This window comes from Bradyrhizobium sp. 195, assembly GCF_023101665.1.
Lineage (GTDB): Bacteria > Pseudomonadota > Alphaproteobacteria > Rhizobiales > Xanthobacteraceae > Bradyrhizobium.
This window is the reverse complement of the sequence record NZ_CP082163.1, coordinates 183971-202467: the sequence shown is the minus strand read 5'-3', so window position 1 is coordinate 202467 and position 18497 is coordinate 183971. Positions and strand designations below refer to the sequence as shown.

Here is an 18497-nt window from a genome sequence, read left to right as displayed (position 1 = left end):
TCCAGGATGTGACCCTGAGAACGCATATTTCGAAGTCTTCGTCCTAGCGCTGATGCGCTTAGTATTCGTCTCCTTGGTTGCAGTTAACTCAAATTGGTCCATGATGGATTGGATCGATCCATGAGCCTGCATAAAGGAGCGGAATTTTCCACGCCTCAGATCCTTGTTCAATTTGAGCAATCGGCCTGGGGTACATCTTGCTTTCGATCGGAAGCGATCCATTGAGTTGCTCGTCGGTTACCACCTCTTCCAAGCCAATCGTGAAGCGAAATCTCTTGGGTCATCGATGCTCCCAACGCAGCAAATACGGCGCTGCTGATTGCCTGCTGCTGGCTACGTAGGTGGTCTTCGAGAAGCTTGTGCCGCGTAATGTAGCCTCCGTTTACACCCGGAATGGCATGGTTCATCAAGAGCTTGGCGTCGATCTCCGAGACACCCGCTGCCGTTGCGATCGTACGGAGGGTTTGACGGAGGTCGTTTCCCCACTTCGATAGCATCTCACGGTCCTCTTTCGTTTCCGCCAAATGGCCTGACGTGCTATCGGCCGGAAAAACCCACTCTCGTGCTTGCACAGGGTACATCTGTCTACCGCACCGGATTGCGCGGATGAGGCAAAGGATCATCTGACGCGACAAGGGAATGTCGAAGGCTTTCTTCTTTCCGCCCTTTGGTTTGGGAATATGTAGCGCGCGTCGCCGAAAATCGATGTGTTCCGGCTTGGCTTCCTGGAGCGCGGTAGGCCGAGAACCGCAAAGGAGAGTGAAGAGGTGGAACTCTCTACGGACGGGGTTGTCGATGGCAGCGAGCTGCGCAAACCAACCCTTAAGATCGGCTGATCCCATCCCGGTGTTGCGGCGCTCCTCCACATTCCAGTCGACCGCATCGGCCGGATTATCTGACGGCAACGACCTGTTCGTCTTCCGAGCATGATTGTAGATGGCCCGCAGGGTGCGCATGCTGCCATTGGCCATGTACGGCCCATTCTCGTTTGTGACTTCATCGTGTTTCTTGGCCACACGAGCTGGATCGGTTGCGAGCTCATGGAAGGTGGTGTCGAGCCATTCTGCAAAGATTCGTTCGACGTGGTCGCGGTAGCCCTCGACGGTCTTTTCGCTGCGGTTCTTCCGGATTAGATGCGCCTCGAGGTACCGCTCCCAGGCCTGCCTGAGAGTGATGCTCGCGGTTGTGCCGCCACTTTCCATCGCCGGAGTCGGGCTCGTCTCTTCGGCTGGCTTGTTCTCCTTCGGATGCCGTCCCCGGCTAATCTGCGCCAAGTATTCCTTGGCAGTGGCGCGGGCGGCTCGGGTCGACATCTCACTAGCATCGCCAATGGAAACCCTAATGGATGAAGCCCGCTTGCCGCCCGCCTGAGGTCACCTTGGACGGTAAACGTTCTTCGCCGCTTTCCAATGACCACGAAAAAGCCCTTCAATTCGGTATCACGCGCTAGGTACCAGCCTTCCTTCGGAGCGGGTAATTGAGCGATTGTCTTGTCGGTGAGAGAAATTCGAATATCGGTCATGACGAGAGTCCACGGCCGCCAAAACGGTTTTCAAAACGGTGTTGGCGGATTGAGCAGTTGGAAGGTTTGGGTTCGACGGAGCGCGAAATTATGCGAGAAGAGCCTATAAACAAAGGGCTTCTCGAATGCATGTCGTAGCGCGGCGTGTATTTGGAAACTGCAGAGAAGGGATGGTGTTGAACTCTTAATCAGCGGGTCCCAGGTTCGAGCCCTGGTGTGCCCACCATATAAATCAAGCACTTACAGCGGTGCATCTCAGAACGGACTGTTCAGTTTGACGTCCGGTTTGAAAAATTTGTTCGTTCTCCGTACTCTCAGTTGTGAATTGGTGGGATGGCTGCGCGTTACCGCAGCGGCTAGCTAGCTTCCGGCGGGTGGAGCTCTTCTCCCACGCGAGATGCGCCGCGCGTTCCGAGCAATTTGACGGCGGGCCCAGGCAGCAAAGCCCGAGTCAGCGACTGGCACACGCTGAACGTGGCAAGTGACAGACCGATCCATGCGCCGTTCCATCCGAACACGTCATTGACCCAGAGGCCCAGCAGGTCCCGTAGACTTCGCCCGCGGCGCTCAGGACGAAGAAGAGTGCAACAACGGCCATCGACGAGAAAACCTGCGGTGTAGCCGAGCGGTGCGACCAGCCGCCGTGTGGCCTCAGGTTTTTTCCGGATTCTGGACGGCCGGTTCACTTATGCGAATGCGCGAGCTCCCGCCTGATGCAACTGTCACCCAAGGAAAAAGGCGTTCAGCGCAGTCAGGAGGCGTACAATGACAGAAATAAAAAGACGCAATCGACGTAAGCAGACCCTGACGCTGAAGGAACGGCTGCTGGAATCGGCGGAGCAGGCACGGACGCTGGCGCGGCAAATGGCGCCGTGCAGGGAACGCGAAAGTATGATCCGCAAGGCGCGCCTGGCTGAAACCACGGCAGCCCTGGAGGAATGGATACGCTCGCCCGGCCTGCGCTCGCCGGACTAGCGCCGACGCATGGTCCCTAGGAACGAGCTTCGCTCCGGCGGTTTGAGCAAGGTCTCGCTTTGGAAGCCGCCCATGCAAAGCCTCGACGCCGTTTCGTCGTTCGCCACCTTGTCCCGGGTGACAGACGATGTCTGGATTGTTGATGACCAGCCGATCAGTGCCGCCGGTCTGGAACTGCCCATCCGCATGGTCGTCCTCCGGCTGTCGAACGGTGATCTCGTGCTGCATTCGCCAGTGCGATATTCCCCAGCTCTGCATCACGAGTTGGAGCGGTTGGGGGCAATAAAATATCTGCTGGCGCCGAACATCGGCCACTGGATGTTCCTGGCCGACTGGCAACGGGCACTGCCGCGGGCAAGGACGTTCGCCGCCCGTAGTCTCTCCCAGCGCAGGCAGGTTCGCGCGGCGGGCATCCGCATCGACCGCGAGCTGGGCGATGTCACGCCTGAGGAATGGAGCGCTGATTTCCAGACCGTCGCGGTGAATGCCCCGATGTTCTGCGAGATCGAGCTGTTCGACAAGCGCAGCCGAACGCTGGTCCTCACAGATCTCGTGCAGAACCTCGATCCCGATCATCTCAGCCCTGCGAACGAGGCTGCGGCAAGTCTGCTCGGCATCTCCGGGCCGGACGGCAAGGCGCCGGTCTATCTTCGTCTCCTGCTGCGCCTCGGCGGCCGCGCGGTCCGGGCTGCGGCCGAGCGGCTTTTGAGTCTGGCGCCCGAGCGTGTGATTTTCGCGCATGGCGACTGGTTCCAGACGGATGGGACCGCGCGCTTGCGGCAATCGCTGCGCTGGCTGGTTTCCGCGGAGGCCGCGGGAGAGCAGGGCCGGATGACCGGCACGCGCGTCGTCATCACCGGCGCCTCAAGCGGCATCGGCCGTGCCACGGCGCTGGCGTTTGCCCGCAAAGGTGCAAGCGTGATCTTGGCGGCCCGCCGCGGCGACACCCTGACCGTCCTCGCGAGGGAATGCGAGGCGCTGGGCGGCCGCGCGCTCGCGGTGCCGACCGATGTCACGGATGCCGCGGCGGTGCAGCGATTGGCAAAGCAGGCCGAAGACGCCTTCGGCGGCATCGACGTCTGGATCAACAACGCCGGCACTGGCGTGTTCGGAGCGTACCAGAATGCGGATATCGCGCTTCATCGCCGGACGATCGAGGTCAATCTGCTCGGCACCATGCATGGCGCCCACGCGGTGCTGCCGATCTTCCTCCGCCAGAGGCGCGGCATACTGATCAACAACATTTCGCTGGGCGGTTGGGCGCCGACGCCGTTCGCCGCGGCCTATACGGCCAGCAAGTTCGGTCTGCGCGGCTTCACCGCAAGCCTGCGCCAGGAGCTCCGCGCGCATCCGGGCATCCACGTCTGCGGTGTCTTTCCCGCCATCGTCGATACGCCGGGCTTCGTCCACGGCGCCAACATGTCCGGGCGCACGCTTGATCCCGGTCCGCTGCTGTACCAGCCGGATGACGTCGCCGAAACATTCGTTCGCATGGTGCGCGCGCCGCGCGACGAGGTCGCCGTCGGCTGGCCTGCGCGTGCAGGTCAGGTCGCTTACGCGATGGCTCCGCGGGTTACCGAGAATGTCCTGGGCGCGGCCTTTCAGTTCCTGCTGTCCCGCGCGCGTCCTGCAAAGAGCACCGAGGGCACCATGATCGAAGCCGGTCCGCAGGGCAGATCGGTCGATGGCGGCTGGCTGGCGCGCAAGCAACTTCCGCCCGCCGGCGTGATCAGCACGGGCCTCGCCGCGCTCGGGATTGCCGCTTGCGTTGCCGTCGCCGCCTCGCGGGTTCTTCGCACGCCCCGCAGGCCGGCGCGGATGAGGCGGCGGCGGGCGTGATCAATTCGGCAGCGCATAGGCGCGGACGTAGTCGCCGAGCTTGGTGCCGAACGAGCCGTGGCCGCCGTCCACCGTGACGACATATTGCTTGCCCCCGGCCTCGTACGCCATCGGCGTCGACTGACCGCCGGCTGGAAGCCGATCCTCCCAGAGCTTCTTGCCGTCGCGAACGTCGAAGGCCCTGATGTAATCGTCCATCGTTCCTGTGATGAAGATGACGCCGCCCGCCGTCACGATCGGTCCGCCCAGCATGGGGATGCCGAGCTTGAACGGCAGCGGGAGAGGAGCCTGGTCGCGGATCGTGCCGATGCGGTGCTGCCAGACCACCTTTTGCGTCCTGAGATCGATCGCGGCGATATTGCCCCAGGGCGGCGCGAGGCAGGGGATGCCCAGCGGCGAGAGGAAAATGCCGAGATCGACGCCGTAGGGGGCGCCGTACATCGGCTGGACCCCGAGTTCGGTGCCGGGCGGATGCGCCGCGTCCGGCGCCGCCGGATTGTCTTTTCCGCGCGGCACCAGGCGCGAGATGAAGGGAATCGATTGGGGATTGGCGACGGCGATCTGGCGCTCCGGATCGACGGCGATGCCGCCCCATTCGAACATGCCGAAATCCCCGGGAAAGACCAGCGTGCCCTGTTCCGATGGAGGAGTGAACGGTCCCTCATAGCGCAGGCGCTTGAACTTGACGCGGCAGACGAGCTGGTCGAACATCGTGCTGCCCCACATCTGCGCGTCCGTCAGCATGGCGCGGGGACGGAAACTCAGATCGGAGAACGGCTGGGTGGCGGAGAGGCGGTCACCGGATGCAGCGCCTTGCGGCACCGGCTTCTCCGGCGCCGGCACCAGTTGATGCCCGTCGCGCCGGTCGAGGACGAAAATGTCGCCGGTCTTGGCCGGGATGTAGATGGCCGGCGTCACGCCGCTGCCCGACCGCAAATCGACCAGGCTCGGCTGCGAAGGCATGTCCATGTCCCAGAGATCGTGGTGCACGTTCTGGAAGGACCAGCGCAGCTTCCCGGTCGTGATCTCGAGCGCCACCATCGCCGAATCGTAGCGTTCCTTCTCCGCCGAGCGGCCGCCGCCCCAGATATCCGGCGAACTCGAGCCGAGCGGGACGTAGACGAGGCCGAGATGCTCGTCGACGGCCGAGATGCTCCAGGAATTGGGCGAGCCGGCGGTGAAATGATGCGAGGCCGAGGGCATCTCGTTCGGGTCGGGATTGCCGGCGTCGAAAGCCCAGATCAGCCGGCCGGAATAAACGTCGAAGCCGCGGATCACGCCTGACGGCACACGGTCCGAATAATTGTCGATCACCGCGCCACCGACGATCAGGACCTTGTCGGTGACGACGGGCGGCGAGGTGCCCTCATAGAAGCCGGGCGTCTGGATCTCGCTTCCCTCCTTGAGGTCGATCTGGCCATGCTGGCCGAAACTCTCGCAGGGCTTGCCGCTCTGCGCATCCAGCGCGAACATCCGTCCGTCATTGGTCGGCAGGAAAATGCGCTCAGCGCATTCGGCCGGTGCCGCCGTGCCGTCAGCCGTCACTGCGCCTGCCTTGGTGGCGTGATAGGCCACACCACGGCAGGTCATGTGCTGGAAGGCCTTGTTGTGCCGGACCTTTGGGTCGAACTTCCAGCGCAATTTCCCGCTTGCCGCCTCGAGCGCGAACACGATCTGGTGCGGCGAGCAGGTGTAGAGCAGGTCGCCGACCTTGAGCGGCGTCGCCTGGTTGGTGATCTCGTCGGGATCGTCAGGACCCTTGGGGTCGCCGGTGCGGAATTCCCAGGCGAGCTTCAGGTTCTTCACGTTGTCCGCAGTGATCTCGCGCAGCGACGAGTAGCGCGTGCCGAAGCCGCTGCCGCCATAGGTGGTCCAGTTCTCGGCAGCCGAGGGAACGCCCGGCCCGGAGGCGACAACGGCACCCGTCGTTCCGTTTTGCGGCAACGTGCCGGCAAGGTCATGGCGATCTCTCGTCAGTGAGACAGCCAGCACGACGGCCGCGCCGATCAGAACCACACCGAGAGCCCGTCGCGCGATCCGCCGGCGCGGGCCGAGATGAGCCGCGATGAACGGCAGCAATAGCCACACGCCCAGCGGCGCCAGCACATCGCCGCGCGGCGCCAATGTCCAGAAATCCAGGCCGACTTCGAAGATCGCCCACACCATCGTGCCGAGCAGCAGCGCAGCATAGACCCAGAGGGCCTCGGCGCGGCGGATTGCGAGCAGCCAACTCGTGAGCAGGAGCATGGCGCCGGCGATCACATAATAGACAGAGCCGCCCAGCACGGCGAGCCAGGCTCCGCCGCCCGCCAGAGCAAGGCCCATGATCGCGATAACCACGATGGTGACGGCGAGCCACGGCGCGCCCCGGAACCAGTTCATCGAACGATAGATCATGTCAGCTACTTCAGCGTATAGAGAAACGCCGCAATGTCGCGCGCGTCCTTCTGCGGGATACCCATTCTCGGCATGGCGTTGCCGGGCAACGCACGCTGCGGATCTTCGATCCAGTCAGCCATGTTGTCCGGCGAGTTCCGGATGTAGCCGGCAATGTAGGTGCGCGTCCCGATGCGATGCAGGGGCGGGCCGACATTGCCTTCGGCACCGGCGATGCCCGGAATATCGTGACAGCCGCCGCACCGATACTGCTTGACGAGGTCGGCACCCCGACGCGCATCGCCGATGAAATTGTCCGGGCCCGCAGCCTTGCCCTGCTCGCAAGACGCGGCCGCCAGCGCCAGCATTGCGGCAATGAGCAATCGTGCGACGGTGCTCATCATCGGCATCTCCGGTCAATCACGGCTTCTGGCCGAAACTGAAGGCCTTGGTGGCGGACCAGGGATCGGTCGTCGAAACCTGCTCGGTCGGGACCTGCTCGACCTCGGGCGACAACGGGTTGGCCGAGAAAGTGCGGCCCCATTGACGGCTCGGCTCGTTGCTGAGCTTGCCGATATAGGTAACGAGATCCCAGATCACGCTGTCGGGCAGCACGCCGCCCCAGGCCGGCATGCCGTTCGGCCGTCCCTGGTAAATCGAAAGATAGATGTTCTCGGGCTGCGCACCATAGGTGAAGGTGCTGTTGCTCAGCGCCGGCCCCATGCCGCCGCCGCCATTGGCCGCGTGGCAGCCGACGCAGTTGAAGTTGACGTAATAGGTCATGCCGCGCTGCTCGGCGTTCGGATCGCCTTGCACGGGATTCTTGATCTGCGGCGGGTCCGGCTGCGCGCCGGGGTGAAGATGACTGACCGGCACCTGCATGAAGACGCCGGGCCTGCCGTTGCCGACGCTGCCGCCGAAATTGGGACGCGGCCCGAGCACTGGTTGCTGCGCCTCCTGGGCTTGCGGCAGGCTCTGCTGGGCGAATGTCGTGCCGCTCGTCGCGGACAACAGCAGCAACGACAGCATGCTTGCGCGCAACGACATCACTGATGTCCTCCCGAGGCCGTGACGGGCAACTCCACCAGAGGCACGCCATAGCTTCGTAGCAGGGCGTTGATCTCGGATCGGTGCTCGTCGATGAAGGCATTGAGACGGTCGCGCAGGGCGTGGTTGCCTTTGCGCACGCCCATCGCGATCGCGAACTGGAATTGCTGAGGCGCAAAGCGCTCGGTGTCCCGGATCGGCGTCACCGTCAGCGGCACCGGGGAGCGCTGCGCGAAATAACCCCCCAATGGTCCCCAGGCGGCGGCGACATCGATCTCGCCGCTCTCCACCGCCTCGATCAAGCGCGCCGGTGGATTGGCCTCGCGATAATCGCCGTAGATCGAGTAGCCGCGCAAATTGTCGACGATGCCCTGGTCGCCGAGCGCCTGTGCAGGCGGCGGATTGTTGCCGTCATCGCCGATCAGATGCACGCCGATCGTAAGGCTGTGCAGGCGCGGGTCAAGCAGCGAGGAGAGATCGAGCTGGCGATCCTGGCGCGTGACGAAGACATAGGTCGAGCGATAATAGGGCCTAGTCGTCTCCACGAGTTCGTAGCCGGCGGGCACGCCCATCACCACGTCGCATTTGCCGGCTTTCAGCGTGTTGCGGATGAAGCCGCGTCGCTGCGCCCACCAGGTGGTGGAGACATGCTCGCCGAAAGCCGCGGCCACCATGGCGGCCAGCTTGTTCTCGAATCCCGCCTCGCCGCTGTTCGAGAACGGCAGATTGTTCGGGTCGGCGCAGACCCGAAGCGTGCCGTCCGATGCTGCCGCTGCGCTCGTCGCGAGTGTCAGAAAGCCGGCGATGATGGTGGCGCGCTTATTTCGCGGGCGCATTGCTGCTGTCCTCACCATTCGCGCCGCCAAGTTTGAACACCAGCAGCTCACTGCCGCCTGCGGTGTAAAACGGCAGGTCCTGCATGGCGCCGGTGAAGCCCAGTGCGCCGTTGCGCACGCGTTGATCAACCTCCGCATTGGCGACGACGCCCGGCCAGCCGCCGACGCCTGAGAGGATCGCGATGTATTGCTGTCCGTCGGAGCCGCGATATGAAATCGGCTGGCCGATGAATCCGGAGCCGGCGCGGAATTGCCAGAGCACATGCCCATCCCTGGCATCCACCGCCTTGAACAGGCGATCCATGGTGCCGTAGAAGGCGACGTCGCCGGCAGTCACCAGCGCGCCGCTCCAGACCGGCAGCTTCTCGCGGATCTCCCAAACCTTCTTGCGTGCGACGGGGTCCCACGCCATGAACTCGCCGCGATGGCCGCCGGGACCTGCGTACATGTCGACATCCGCGCCGACATAGGGCGTGCCGGCGATGTAGCCGACCTGCGATGCCTTGAAATTCATGCAGAGATGCTGGTGCGGCACGTAGAGCAGCTTGGTGCGGGGCGACCATGCGGTCGGTTGCCAGTCCTTGGCGCCCGGCGCGGCCGGGCAGATGTTCTCGACGGTCTTGCCGGCGAGCGGCGTCTTCTCCTCGTTCGGAATGATCTTGCCGGTCTTGAGATCGACGCCCTTATAGGCGTTGATGAAGTCAAAGGCGTCCGCCGAGATCACTTCACCGGTGGCGCGATCGATCACGTACATGTAGCCGTTGCGGCCCGGGTGGATGAGAACCCTGCGCGTCTGCCCGTTGAGCTCGAGATCGACCAGCACGTTCTCGTTGATCTCGTCGTGGTCGAACAGGTCGTGCGGGTTGATCTGGTAGGCCCATTTGGCGCGGCCGGTGTCGGGGTCGCGGGCGAAGATCGTGGTGCTCCAGAGATTGTCACCACTGCGCTGGTTGGCGTTCCACGGGCTCGGATTGGCGGTGCCGTAGTAGATCAGATTGAGCTCGGGATCGTAGGAGATCCATCCCCACATCGTGCCGCCGCCGACCTGCCAGCGATCGGCGGGCCACGTCTTCACGCCGAGATCCTTGCCCCTCAGATTATCATAGAAGGGCTTGAAGTCGTCGCCGATCAGCACGTCCTTGTCCGGCCCTGTGGCGTAGGCGCGCCACGCGATCGCGCCGGTGTCTTCATCGAGCGCGGTGACCCAGCCGCGCACACCCATCTCGCCGCCGCTGTTGCCGACGAGCACCTTGCCCTTGACCACGACGGGCGCCATCGTGATGGTCTCGCCCTTGTTGATCTCCCCGAGCTTGGTGTGCCACAGCTCTTTGCCGGTCCTGGCGTCGAGCGCGACGCTGTGGTTGTCGAGCGTATTCAGGAAGATCTTGCCGTTGTCGAACGCGAGCCCGCGACTGACCACGTCGCAGCAGGCAACCCCTGCGGCCGCGGGCTCGGGCTTCGGCGCGTAGGACCATTTCAATTCGCCGGTCGTGGCGTCGAGGGCGAAGACGCGATTGGGGTAGGGGCCTGCATAGGGGCCGACCACATACATGGTGCCGTCGACCACCAGCGGCGCCGCCTCCTGGCCGCGGTCGGCGCCGACCGAGAAGGTCCAGGCAAGCTGAAGGCGCGATGCGTTGGACGCGTTGATCTGGTCGAGCTCGCTGTAGCGCGTATTGGCGTGGTCGCGCGCCGCCATCGGCCATTGGCCCGGATCTTTCATGCGGCCAGCGAGATCGCTCTGGGCCGACGCCGACGACAGCACGGCACAGCAAGCGCAGAGGACAACTGGAATCCGCTTCAGCAAACGCGTGAGACCACGCACTAACATATGTAAAGATCTCCACGCCAGTGACGAGGCCGTGCCGCGTTGCAGGCCGGTTTGCGAACGTACAAACGTTGCGCCTCCGCTTGGTTCCAAGAGCAGAGGCGGGCTATCTCACCACGTTGCCGGATACGCCGGCGCCGAGATCGACTGCGATCTGATCTTCCTTGCCGTTACACTTGGGATGCCCGAATCCCGAGGGGCTTTTGCCGTCGGGCCCGATGTCATAGATGATCGCGTCTTTCATGTTGGGGCTGACGCCAGCCGGCACGCGGTCGAGCCCGAGCTGGTGACGCACGCGCCAGGCCACGTTGTGATCCGCGCAGGAGCTGTCGCCGCTCACGCCCAGCGCGCCGGCAATGCCGTTGCCGTCATAGAGGGCCAAGCCGCCGCCAAACACGATCGTCCCGCCGATCGGCTTGCCCACCATCGGATCGTGAGACGTGCCGAATTGCTCCGGTGTTCCCGCGTACAGGGCCTCCGGGGACGGCGGGTTGCCGAGGGCCGCACCGAACAGGAACCCGCCGGGCTGCGCGCCGGCATAGAGGTTGGCCGTCGCGATCGCCTTGTCCTTGAGGCTGAATGCATTGGCCGTGTTGGCCTTCTCGGCCGCGATGGCCCGGCTGCCCAGCCACTGGTCGTCGATCTTGCTGCCACTATAGGCGACGGCGCACACGATTCCCTGCCTGTTGACGACGGCAGCCCATTCGTTGTTGTCCAGTCCTCCGTTGCTCGGGCCACCGCCGGGCTTCACGCTCTTCTTGAGAATGTCGGCAAGCCGGTCATGGTCGACCGGACAGGACGTACCCGGCTGGGGCTGGTCCTGCGCGAAGGAACCTGTCGGCAGAAAAGATGTCGCGGCTGCGAATGCAGCTGCCGCTACAACGAAGAGTTTAGCCATATCGCCTCCGGGATCTGACATTTGGCAGGCGAACGTCGGACTCGAACCCGCGGTTCCTATCGCAGGCCTCATCTCTCAACGGGCGAGCGACAGGCGCGCCTGCGTATCGCCCGCGGTCAGCCACCGATGAGCAAAGAACAACGCCGCGCCCGTATACAGGATGCCCATCGGCACCCACATCAGGATCCCCGCGAGCTGCTGATCTTCAAGCGGCGACAGGCCGAATTCTCCGGCAAATGCGCCCTGAGCCGGAATCCAGAGCCGCGGCGATACCGTGAGTAGCGCCCCGAGCACGCCGGAATGCAGGATGGTGATGAAGAGGCAGCCGATCGCAATGCCATCGCGCACGCGGCTGCTGCGGTCCTGTCCACGGCCGTAGAGCAGCACCCACCAGAACAACAGCGCGGTCGCAAAGAAGCTGATGTGCTGGAGACGATGCACCCCAGGATTTGCCAGGGCCCAGGCATACAGAGGCGGGACGTGCCAGGCCCACAGCGCTGCCCCATGAAGCGCTGTTGCGGTGACAGGATGGCTGATGAAACGCCACGGCACGGCCAATATCGGCAGATTGAGAAACCGGCCGGCTGCCGGTCGAAGTGGTGACGGCAGGCTCCACAGTAGAGGGCCGTTGATCCGTGCATAGGCCATCAGCGGAGCGGCGACGACCATGAGCAGTTCGTGCTCGACCATGTGGGCGGTGAAGAGGCGCTCGCCGAGCCAGTGCAGCGGCGACGTCGTGGCAAGCGCCGTGACCAGCCAGCCGGTCCAGAATGCGCCGACCTGGCGGAAGCTGACGCCCCGGCCTCCGCCCGCGTGTCGCCACAGACGCTGCGTCCCGATATAGAAGGCGATGCCGACCGCGTAGAGCGGCGCGAGCAGCCAGGGATCGTAGCTCCAGAGCGATCCGGAATCGACATCCGAAAGGCCGTGGGCAAGGGCGGGTTGCGCAAGCAGCGCCAGCAACAATATCGCAATCCTCAGCGCAGGCATGGGCTGATCATCAGGGAGGCGGCGAGCTGGTTGGCAATGACCAGCGCGAACAGCACGCCACTGCCGACGCCGAGCCAGGCCATGAAGGTCCTCGGCCCGCCGCCTTGTGCATCGGCCCATTCAGCCCCGGCTCTGCGCCGAACCGCGCGCGCCGAAATGGCCGTGCCCAAAAGGGCGATAATAGCCAGAGCAGCGCTCATGATCGCGCCGGACGTCCTGGTGGTCTCGCACGAGAAATGCGCGAGCGCGTAGATGCCTTGCAGATTGATTCCCCATGCCAGCGGCCCAAGGGCGACGCCGGCCCAATACAGCAGTCTGCTGCGTCCGTCAGTGTCGGTCATAGGCGCGGCACCCAATCGAGCAGGACATAGAGCGGCAACCAGGCAAGCACGACGAAATTCCAGTAGAACACGTTGTCGGTCACGTCGCTGAAGCGACGCGGCTTGGCGTGCCGCGTGAACATCAGCACTGCCAGCACGACGGTGTCGCCCAGGTCCGTCGCGAGATGCGTGGTGTGCAATCCAAGGATGAGCCAGACGATCGACCCGTAGGCCGAATTGTCCCAGCGGGTGTTGAGATGCGCGAACTCGAAGCCGCGGAGCACCAGCAGCGCAATGCCGATCAGGGACATCACGATCAGGCCGAGACGGACTTTCGGCAGATCATAGCGATAGGCCGCGCGGTTGGTGTACTCGTTGGGGATGATGCTCAGCAGATAGAGCACAACCTCGACCGTCCCGGGCCAGAGATCGGGCGGTGACGCACCGATCGGCCAGCTCGAATTGATGGCATAGGGTAGAGATAGGCGCCGACGGCGATCGCGAAGCCCATGCCCTCCAGGGCCATGAAGCCCATGGCGCCCCACCAGGGTCCGCTGCGCGGGCCGAAGCCGAAGGTCGGCAGGTCGGAGACGTCGCGTACGATGGTCTGCCTCACGCCTCGTCCTCCTTGCTGCCCGTCGGCCAGAACCAGCCGATCAGGGCGATGGCCATCGGCGGCGTGCCCCACAGCACGGCCCAGGGCGTGAAGATCGATCCGATGAAGAAGATCGTCGTCGCGATCGCCGCGAGCAGCGGCCAGATGCTCGGCTCGGGCGAAGCCTCGCGGACCTGCGGCTCGGCTTCCGCAAGCGACGTCAGCAGCACCTCCCGCCGCTCTGCACTGAGGCCCGCGACCACGGGCAGGCTTTCGCCATCGGCCCACAACGGGTCGCGGTGCTTGACGACGGGAATGCGGTCGAAGTTCTGCGGCGGCGGCGGCGAGGCGGTCGCCCATTCCAGCGTCGAGGCGTTCCAGGGATTGTCACCGGCGAGCGTGCCCTTTCGCGCGCTGTAAACGACGTTGATGAGCAGCAGCGCGAAGCTGAGCGCGAAGATGAGCGCGCCGCCGCTGGACAGCAGGTTCAGATGCGCCCAGTCCATGTCGGCGGTGTAGGTGTAGACCCGGCGCGGCATGCCGATCAGTCCGAGAATATGCATCGGAAAAAACGCGATGTTGAAGCCGATGAAGGCCAGCCAGAAATTCCAGCGCCCGAGCCTTTCGCTCAGCATGCGCCCGGTGATCTTGGGAAACCAGTAATAGACCGCGCCGATCAGCGGGAAGACGGCGCCGCCGATCAGCACGTAATGGAAGTGGGCGACAACGAAATAGGTGTCGTGCACCTGGGTGTCGATCGGCACCGAGGCGACCATCACGCCGGACAGCCCGCCGAGCACAAAGATCACGATGAAGCCGAGCACGAACAGCAGCGGCGTCCGGTAGACCGGCCGTCCGTCCCAGAGCGTCGCCAGCCAGCAGAAGATCTGCAGGCCGCTCGGCACTGCGATCAGCATGCTGGACGCCGTGAACAGGCCGGCGCCAAGTTGAGGCAGGCCCGTCACGAACATGTGGTGGACCCACAGACCGAACGACAGGAAGCCGGTCGCGATCAGCGAGAGAATGACGACGGGATAGCCGACCACCGGCCGGCGGGCGAACGTCGCGAGGATTGCCGAGACCATGCCGGTGCCCGGAATGAAGATGATGTAAACCTCGGGATGGCCGAAGAACCAGAACAGATGCTGCCAGAGCAGGGGATGGCCCCCCGAGGAAGAGTCGTAGAAGCGCGTATTGACGAGGCGGTCGAGGATCAGCGACGTCGATGCCACCATGATCGAGGGCATTGCGAACATCACCAGGAAGGCCGTGACCAGCATCGCCCAGACGAAGAGGGGAATGCGGTCGAGCGTCATGCCGGGTGCGCGCTGCTTGAACACGGTCACGATGATCTCCACGGCAACGGCGAGCGCGGCGACCTCGGTGAAGGTGATCATCTGCGCCCAGACGTCCGGGCGCTTCGTCGGCGTGTACTGCAACGAGGACAGCGGAACGTAGGCAAACCAACCCACGTCCGGACCGACATTGAGCGCGAAGGAGATCCAGAGGAAGCAGCCTCCGAACAGGAACATCCAGTAGCTGAAGGCATTCAGGCGTGGGAAGGCGATGTTGCGCGTGCCGACCATCAGCGGCACGAGGTAGACGGCGAACGCCTCCATGACCGGCACGGCGAACAGGAACATCATGGTCGAGCCGTGCATCGTGAAGATCTGGTTGTATTTGTCCGCCGACAGGAAAGTGTTCTCGGGGCCTGCGAGTTGAATGCGCATCAGGACCGCAAGAATGCCGCCGAGAAGCAGGAAGACGAAGGCGGTCACGATGTAGCGGCGCCCCACGACCTTGTGATCCACCGACATGAGCGCGCCGGGCAGCCCCGATGGTGTGCGCCAGATCCGCTCGAGTTGCTGGGAGAGCTGGAAGCCGTTCAGGACGTCGTCGCGCAGCTGGTTTTTTTCAGCGGCCATGCTCACTTGAGCTGCTCCAGATAGTGAAGGATCGCAATGAGCTCGTTCGATTGCAGCGGCATCTTCGGCATGAGATTGCCCGGCTTGATATGCTGAGGGTCGGAGATCCACGCACCGAGCGTCGCTGGATTGTTCGGCAGCGTTCCCGCCGCGATGGTCGTGCGGCTGCCGACATGCGTGAGATCGGGACCAAGGTGCCCGCCGGCCAGCGTGCCGCTAATGTTGTGGCACAGCGCGCAGCCCCGCGCGCGGAACAACGCCTCGCCCTGCCTGCCGAGCTGATCCGCAGGGCTTTGCGCGCTCTGGTTCTGGTGATCGCGCCAGCGGCCGAATTCGTCCGGCGGCAAGGCGATGATATCAAAAGCCATGTGGGCATGCTGGAGGCCGCAGAACTCGGCGCATTGTCCGCGATAGACCCCGGCATTCTTCGCCGTGAACTGCAGCTCGTTTTTTTGGCCGGTGATGAGGTCCATCTTGCCGGTCAGGCTGGGCACCCAGAAGCTGTGGATCACATCGGCCGATTCCAGCTCGACTTTGATCGGTTGACCGGTGGGGATCCGGATCTCGTTCGCAGTCACGAAGCTCTGGTGCGGACTGTCGGCTTCATAGTGAACCTCCCACCACCATTGGTGGCCGATGATCTTGAGTGTGAGGGCGTGCTCGTCCTTGGCGAAGACGTCACGCTGGCCGGCATAGCTGACAAAGGAGAGCCCGAGCACGATCACGGTTGTTGCCACGCCGAGCCCCAGGACGAGGCGGCCTGCACGTTGCTCGAAGCCCTCGTGGAGGTCGAGCGGCGTATGGGTGGCACGCTTCCGGCGCAGCATTCCAACGGCGAGGACGAGGACAACTGCGATCCAGACGATCGCCGAGACGGCGAGGAAAATGAAAAGCGTGGATCGGACCTGGTCGGATTGCAGCCCCTGCGGGTCGAGCGCTGACTGCCGACCCGCACAGGCGGCCAGCGGCCAGGTCGTGCACAGTATCAGAACCGTTCGCACCCAGACTGGCATAGACGCTTCGCCGAACTCCCGCTTCAGGGGCGGAACCGACCAATCCTACAAAGGTTCCTAATCGCGGCGCTAGAACGGCCAACCTCTGGCGGCGACGAAGATGGCTGCGTCCCCGGCCGCCATCAGCAGCAGGATGGCAAGGACAGCGATCATGGCGCCTGGTTGGGCGAGCACGCGCAGCTCTTCCAGCATGTATCGCTCCTCGCTCGATCGCTTCTGCAATGTTGCGGCGACCGGGAGGTTCCTGTTCTGACGTGGTTTGACCGTCACCGTCACGACCACGCCGGAACGAAGCCGCGCTAGCGGGCTTTCTTGACAGAAAACTCGACGGGTTGAACGTGCCGCGCTATCATTTTGATTTGGTGGATTCCAGGACGGTGACCGACGAGGGTGGTGCCGAGTTGGCGGACGACATTCAGGCGCTCGATGTCGCTGAAGAGATTGCAAGACGCCTCTCCAAGGAGCGTCCCGAGCTACGAGGCCGTCACTTCGCGATCCTTGTGACCAACCAGGAAGGCGACGAGATTGGCCAGGTGCCCTTGGACCTCCTGCACTGAGGTCTGGTTCGGCAAGGCTCTCCGAAAGGTTTGATGTGAGATGTCGTTGACCATCGGCGTGATCTCCGACACGCACGGCCTGCTGCGGCCGGAGGCGGAGCGCCGCTTGGCCGGCGTATCCCATATCATTCATGCCGGCGACATCGGCGCTGCCGAGGTCGTTGAGAGACTTCGCCGAATTGCACCGGTCACAGCGATCAGGGGAAATGTCGACAGCGGCGCGTGGGCAAGATCCTATCCTGAGACTGAAACCCTGCCCTTGGCGGGCGCTGCTTTTACATTCTGCATGACCTCAACGCCCTGAGCATTGTCCCGGCTGATCTCGGCATCGATGTCGTGGTGTCGGGCCATTCCCATCACGTGCAGATCAGCACTCGGGACGGCGTGCTTTACCTCAACCCGGGAAGCGCCGGGCGACGCAGGTTCAAGCTGCCGATCACACTGGCAACGCTCGAATGGGACGAGGACGGTCCCCTCCGCCCCGTCATCCACGACCTCGACCACGTTTGACGGGGCCGGGCCGGCCGAGAATGAAGCATCGGCCGGCTTCCAAACGGCGGCGCGCGAGGATGACATCATGCCCCTGATTTGCCCGACGTCGCAACCAGGAGTTCGTAAAATCCGCAACATCACGCGACGCACGCTAAGTCATTGATTTTGCTTGGCCCGGCTACTGTGCATGGGGTTGTTTTCGCGTTTTAGAACGTCATCACGTGCGCTCCGCAAGGGTTAGTCGTCCGCGGGCCGTACGGCCCGTCCTGCCTGCGGCGATTGCCGGCGTCAGCGCCGGGGCATCGGTCGCGATGCGAAGCGCGAAATAGGCAATGGTCGCCTGCAGGCCGTCTTTCAGCGGCACGCGCGGGCGCCATCCCAGTGACCGTTCGGCGATGTCGATGACGGGCTTGCGACGCTTGGGATCGTCCGTGGGCAGCGCCTCGAAGCGAAGCGGGGACGTCGAACGGGTGTACGACAGGACTTCGCGGGCGATGGCTTCGATCGTGACCTCATGCGGGTTGCCCAGGTTGCACGGGCCAGTGACCTCGGCCGGGCTCTCCATCAGAAGCTGCAATCCGCGCACGAGATCGTCGACGAAGCAGAAGCTTCTGGTCTGGGTCCCACGGCCGTAGATGGTGATCGGTTCGCCGCGCAAGGCCTGTACGATGAAGTTCGACACGACCCGCCCGTCGTTCTCGAGCATGCGTGGTCCATAGGTATTGAAAATGCGCGCGACCTTGATCTCGACCCCGTGCTGCCGGTGGTAGTCGAACATCAGTGTTTCTGCGGCGCGCTTGCCCTCGTCGTAACAGGCGCGCGGACCGATTGGATTGACGTTGCCGAGGTAGGATTCCGGCTGGGGGTGGATTTCAGGGTCGCCATACACCTCGCTGGTAGATGCCTGGAGCACGCGCGCCGACTTCCGGCGCGCAAGCTCGAGCATGTTCATGGTGCCGATCACGCAGGTGTTCATCGTGCCGATCGGATCCTTCTGGTAACTGCGCGGCGAGGCCGGGCAGGCCAGGCTGTAGATCCGATCGACGGGTTCGTCGATGTCCAGCGGCTCACGCACGTCCTGGTCGATGAAGCGGAAATTCGGATGGTTGAGCAGTGGCCGGATGTTTGCCATCGTGCCGGTGAACAGGTTGTCGAGACAAATCACCCTGTGTCCGTGCTGCAGGAGCGCGTCGCACAGATGCGAGCCGATAAACCCGGCGCCACCGGCGACCAACGTGGTCGGGGTCGGGCGCGGGGCACGAATGCGAGTCTGAAACGTCATGG

General features: G+C 63.7%; 15 protein-coding genes and 4 pseudogenes. 4 read left to right on the top strand and 15 right to left on the bottom strand.

What is annotated here, in order from left to right:
• Positions 1 to 167: 167 nt before the first annotated feature.
• Positions 168 to 1522, bottom strand: a pseudogene (locus IVB26_RS42755) (tyrosine-type recombinase/integrase).
• 386 nt (positions 1523 to 1908) lie between these two features.
• Positions 1909 to 2105 (bottom strand): annotated as a pseudogene (locus IVB26_RS42750) (tetracycline resistance MFS efflux pump); the annotation flags it as partial.
• A gap of 182 nt (positions 2106 to 2287) precedes the next feature.
• Between IVB26_RS42750 and IVB26_RS42745 the strand changes: the two are divergent.
• Entirely contained in the window at positions 2288 to 2497 is a 210-nt protein-coding gene (locus IVB26_RS42745) for a hypothetical protein (RefSeq protein WP_247973996.1), read from the top strand.
• Between the two features lie 72 nt (positions 2498 to 2569).
• Positions 2570 to 4336 (top strand): SDR family oxidoreductase, encoded by a 1767-nt coding sequence (locus IVB26_RS42740; RefSeq protein ID WP_247973995.1) that lies wholly within the window; start codon positions 2570 to 2572, stop codon positions 4334 to 4336.
• Here IVB26_RS42740 and IVB26_RS42735 read toward each other — a convergent pair whose 3' ends face one another.
• From IVB26_RS42735 to IVB26_RS43085, 12 genes and pseudogenes are all read right to left on the bottom strand, one after another.
• Positions 4337 to 6718, bottom strand: a complete 2382-nt coding sequence (locus IVB26_RS42735) for a glucose/quinate/shikimate family membrane-bound PQQ-dependent dehydrogenase (RefSeq protein WP_276578739.1) — start codon at positions 6716 to 6718, stop codon at positions 4337 to 4339.
• Positions 6719 to 6738: 20 nt separating this feature from the next.
• Complete coding sequence (locus tag IVB26_RS42730) at positions 6739 to 7116, bottom strand: c-type cytochrome (protein ID WP_247973993.1); 378 nt, start codon at positions 7114 to 7116, stop codon at positions 6739 to 6741.
• A gap of 16 nt (positions 7117 to 7132) precedes the next feature.
• On the bottom strand, positions 7133 to 7759 hold the full coding sequence (locus IVB26_RS42725; RefSeq protein ID WP_247973992.1) for a c-type cytochrome: 627 nt from the start codon (positions 7757 to 7759) through the stop codon (positions 7133 to 7135).
• The gene (locus IVB26_RS42720; protein WP_247973991.1) at positions 7759 to 8595 is read right to left on the bottom strand and encodes a substrate-binding domain-containing protein; all 837 of its coding nucleotides are present in this window, start codon (positions 8593 to 8595) and stop codon (positions 7759 to 7761) included. The genes IVB26_RS42725 and IVB26_RS42720 overlap by 1 nt, the downstream gene beginning before the upstream one ends.
• A complete protein-coding gene (locus tag IVB26_RS42715; protein ID WP_458309403.1) occupies positions 8579 to 10426 on the bottom strand; it encodes a PQQ-dependent dehydrogenase, methanol/ethanol family in 1848 nt (615 codons plus the stop codon). Before IVB26_RS42715 ends, IVB26_RS42720 begins: the two co-directional genes overlap by 17 nt.
• Positions 10427 to 10529: 103 nt before the next feature.
• A complete protein-coding gene (locus tag IVB26_RS42710; RefSeq protein ID WP_247973989.1) occupies positions 10530 to 11321 on the bottom strand; it encodes a GlcG/HbpS family heme-binding protein in 792 nt (263 codons plus the stop codon).
• Between the two features lie 75 nt (positions 11322 to 11396).
• Positions 11397 to 12311: a cytochrome c oxidase assembly protein gene (locus tag IVB26_RS42705; protein WP_247973988.1), complete on the bottom strand. Its 915-nt coding sequence runs from the start codon at positions 12309 to 12311 to the stop codon at positions 11397 to 11399.
• Positions 12299 to 12652: a hypothetical protein gene (locus tag IVB26_RS42700; protein WP_247973987.1), complete on the bottom strand. Its 354-nt coding sequence runs from the start codon at positions 12650 to 12652 to the stop codon at positions 12299 to 12301. The genes IVB26_RS42705 and IVB26_RS42700 overlap by 13 nt, the downstream gene beginning before the upstream one ends.
• A pseudogene (locus IVB26_RS42695) lies at positions 12649 to 13247 on the bottom strand (cytochrome c oxidase subunit 3). The gene IVB26_RS42700 and the pseudogene IVB26_RS42695 overlap by 4 nt, the downstream one beginning before the upstream one ends.
• On the bottom strand, positions 13244 to 15151 hold the full coding sequence (gene ctaD / locus IVB26_RS42690; RefSeq protein ID WP_247495023.1) for a cytochrome c oxidase subunit I: 1908 nt from the start codon (positions 15149 to 15151) through the stop codon (positions 13244 to 13246). The pseudogene IVB26_RS42695 and the gene ctaD overlap by 4 nt, the downstream one beginning before the upstream one ends.
• 2 nt (positions 15152 to 15153) lie before the next feature.
• Positions 15154 to 16164: a cytochrome c oxidase subunit II gene (gene coxB, locus IVB26_RS42685; protein ID WP_247973986.1), complete on the bottom strand. Its 1011-nt coding sequence runs from the start codon at positions 16162 to 16164 to the stop codon at positions 15154 to 15156.
• 69 nt (positions 16165 to 16233) lie between these two features.
• Positions 16234 to 16356 carry a hypothetical protein gene (locus IVB26_RS43085; RefSeq protein ID WP_256464874.1) on the bottom strand — a complete coding sequence of 41 codons (123 nt, stop codon included), beginning with the start codon at positions 16354 to 16356 and terminating at the stop codon, positions 16234 to 16236.
• 146 nt (positions 16357 to 16502) lie between these two features.
• Between IVB26_RS43085 and IVB26_RS42680 the strand changes: the two genes are divergently transcribed.
• Both IVB26_RS42680 and IVB26_RS42675 read left to right on the top strand, forming a co-directional pair.
• Positions 16503 to 16721 (top strand): DUF6894 family protein, encoded by a 219-nt coding sequence (locus IVB26_RS42680; RefSeq protein WP_247973985.1) that lies wholly within the window; start codon positions 16503 to 16505, stop codon positions 16719 to 16721.
• 40 nt (positions 16722 to 16761) lie between these two features.
• A pseudogene (locus IVB26_RS42675) lies at positions 16762 to 17231 on the top strand (metallophosphoesterase family protein).
• Positions 17232 to 17430: 199 nt separating this feature from the next.
• Here IVB26_RS42675 and IVB26_RS42670 read toward each other — a convergent pair.
• Positions 17431 to 18495, bottom strand: a complete 1065-nt coding sequence (locus IVB26_RS42670; RefSeq protein WP_247495025.1) for a UDP-glucuronic acid decarboxylase family protein — start codon at positions 18493 to 18495, stop codon at positions 17431 to 17433.
• Between the last annotated feature and the right edge of the window lie 2 nt (positions 18496 to 18497).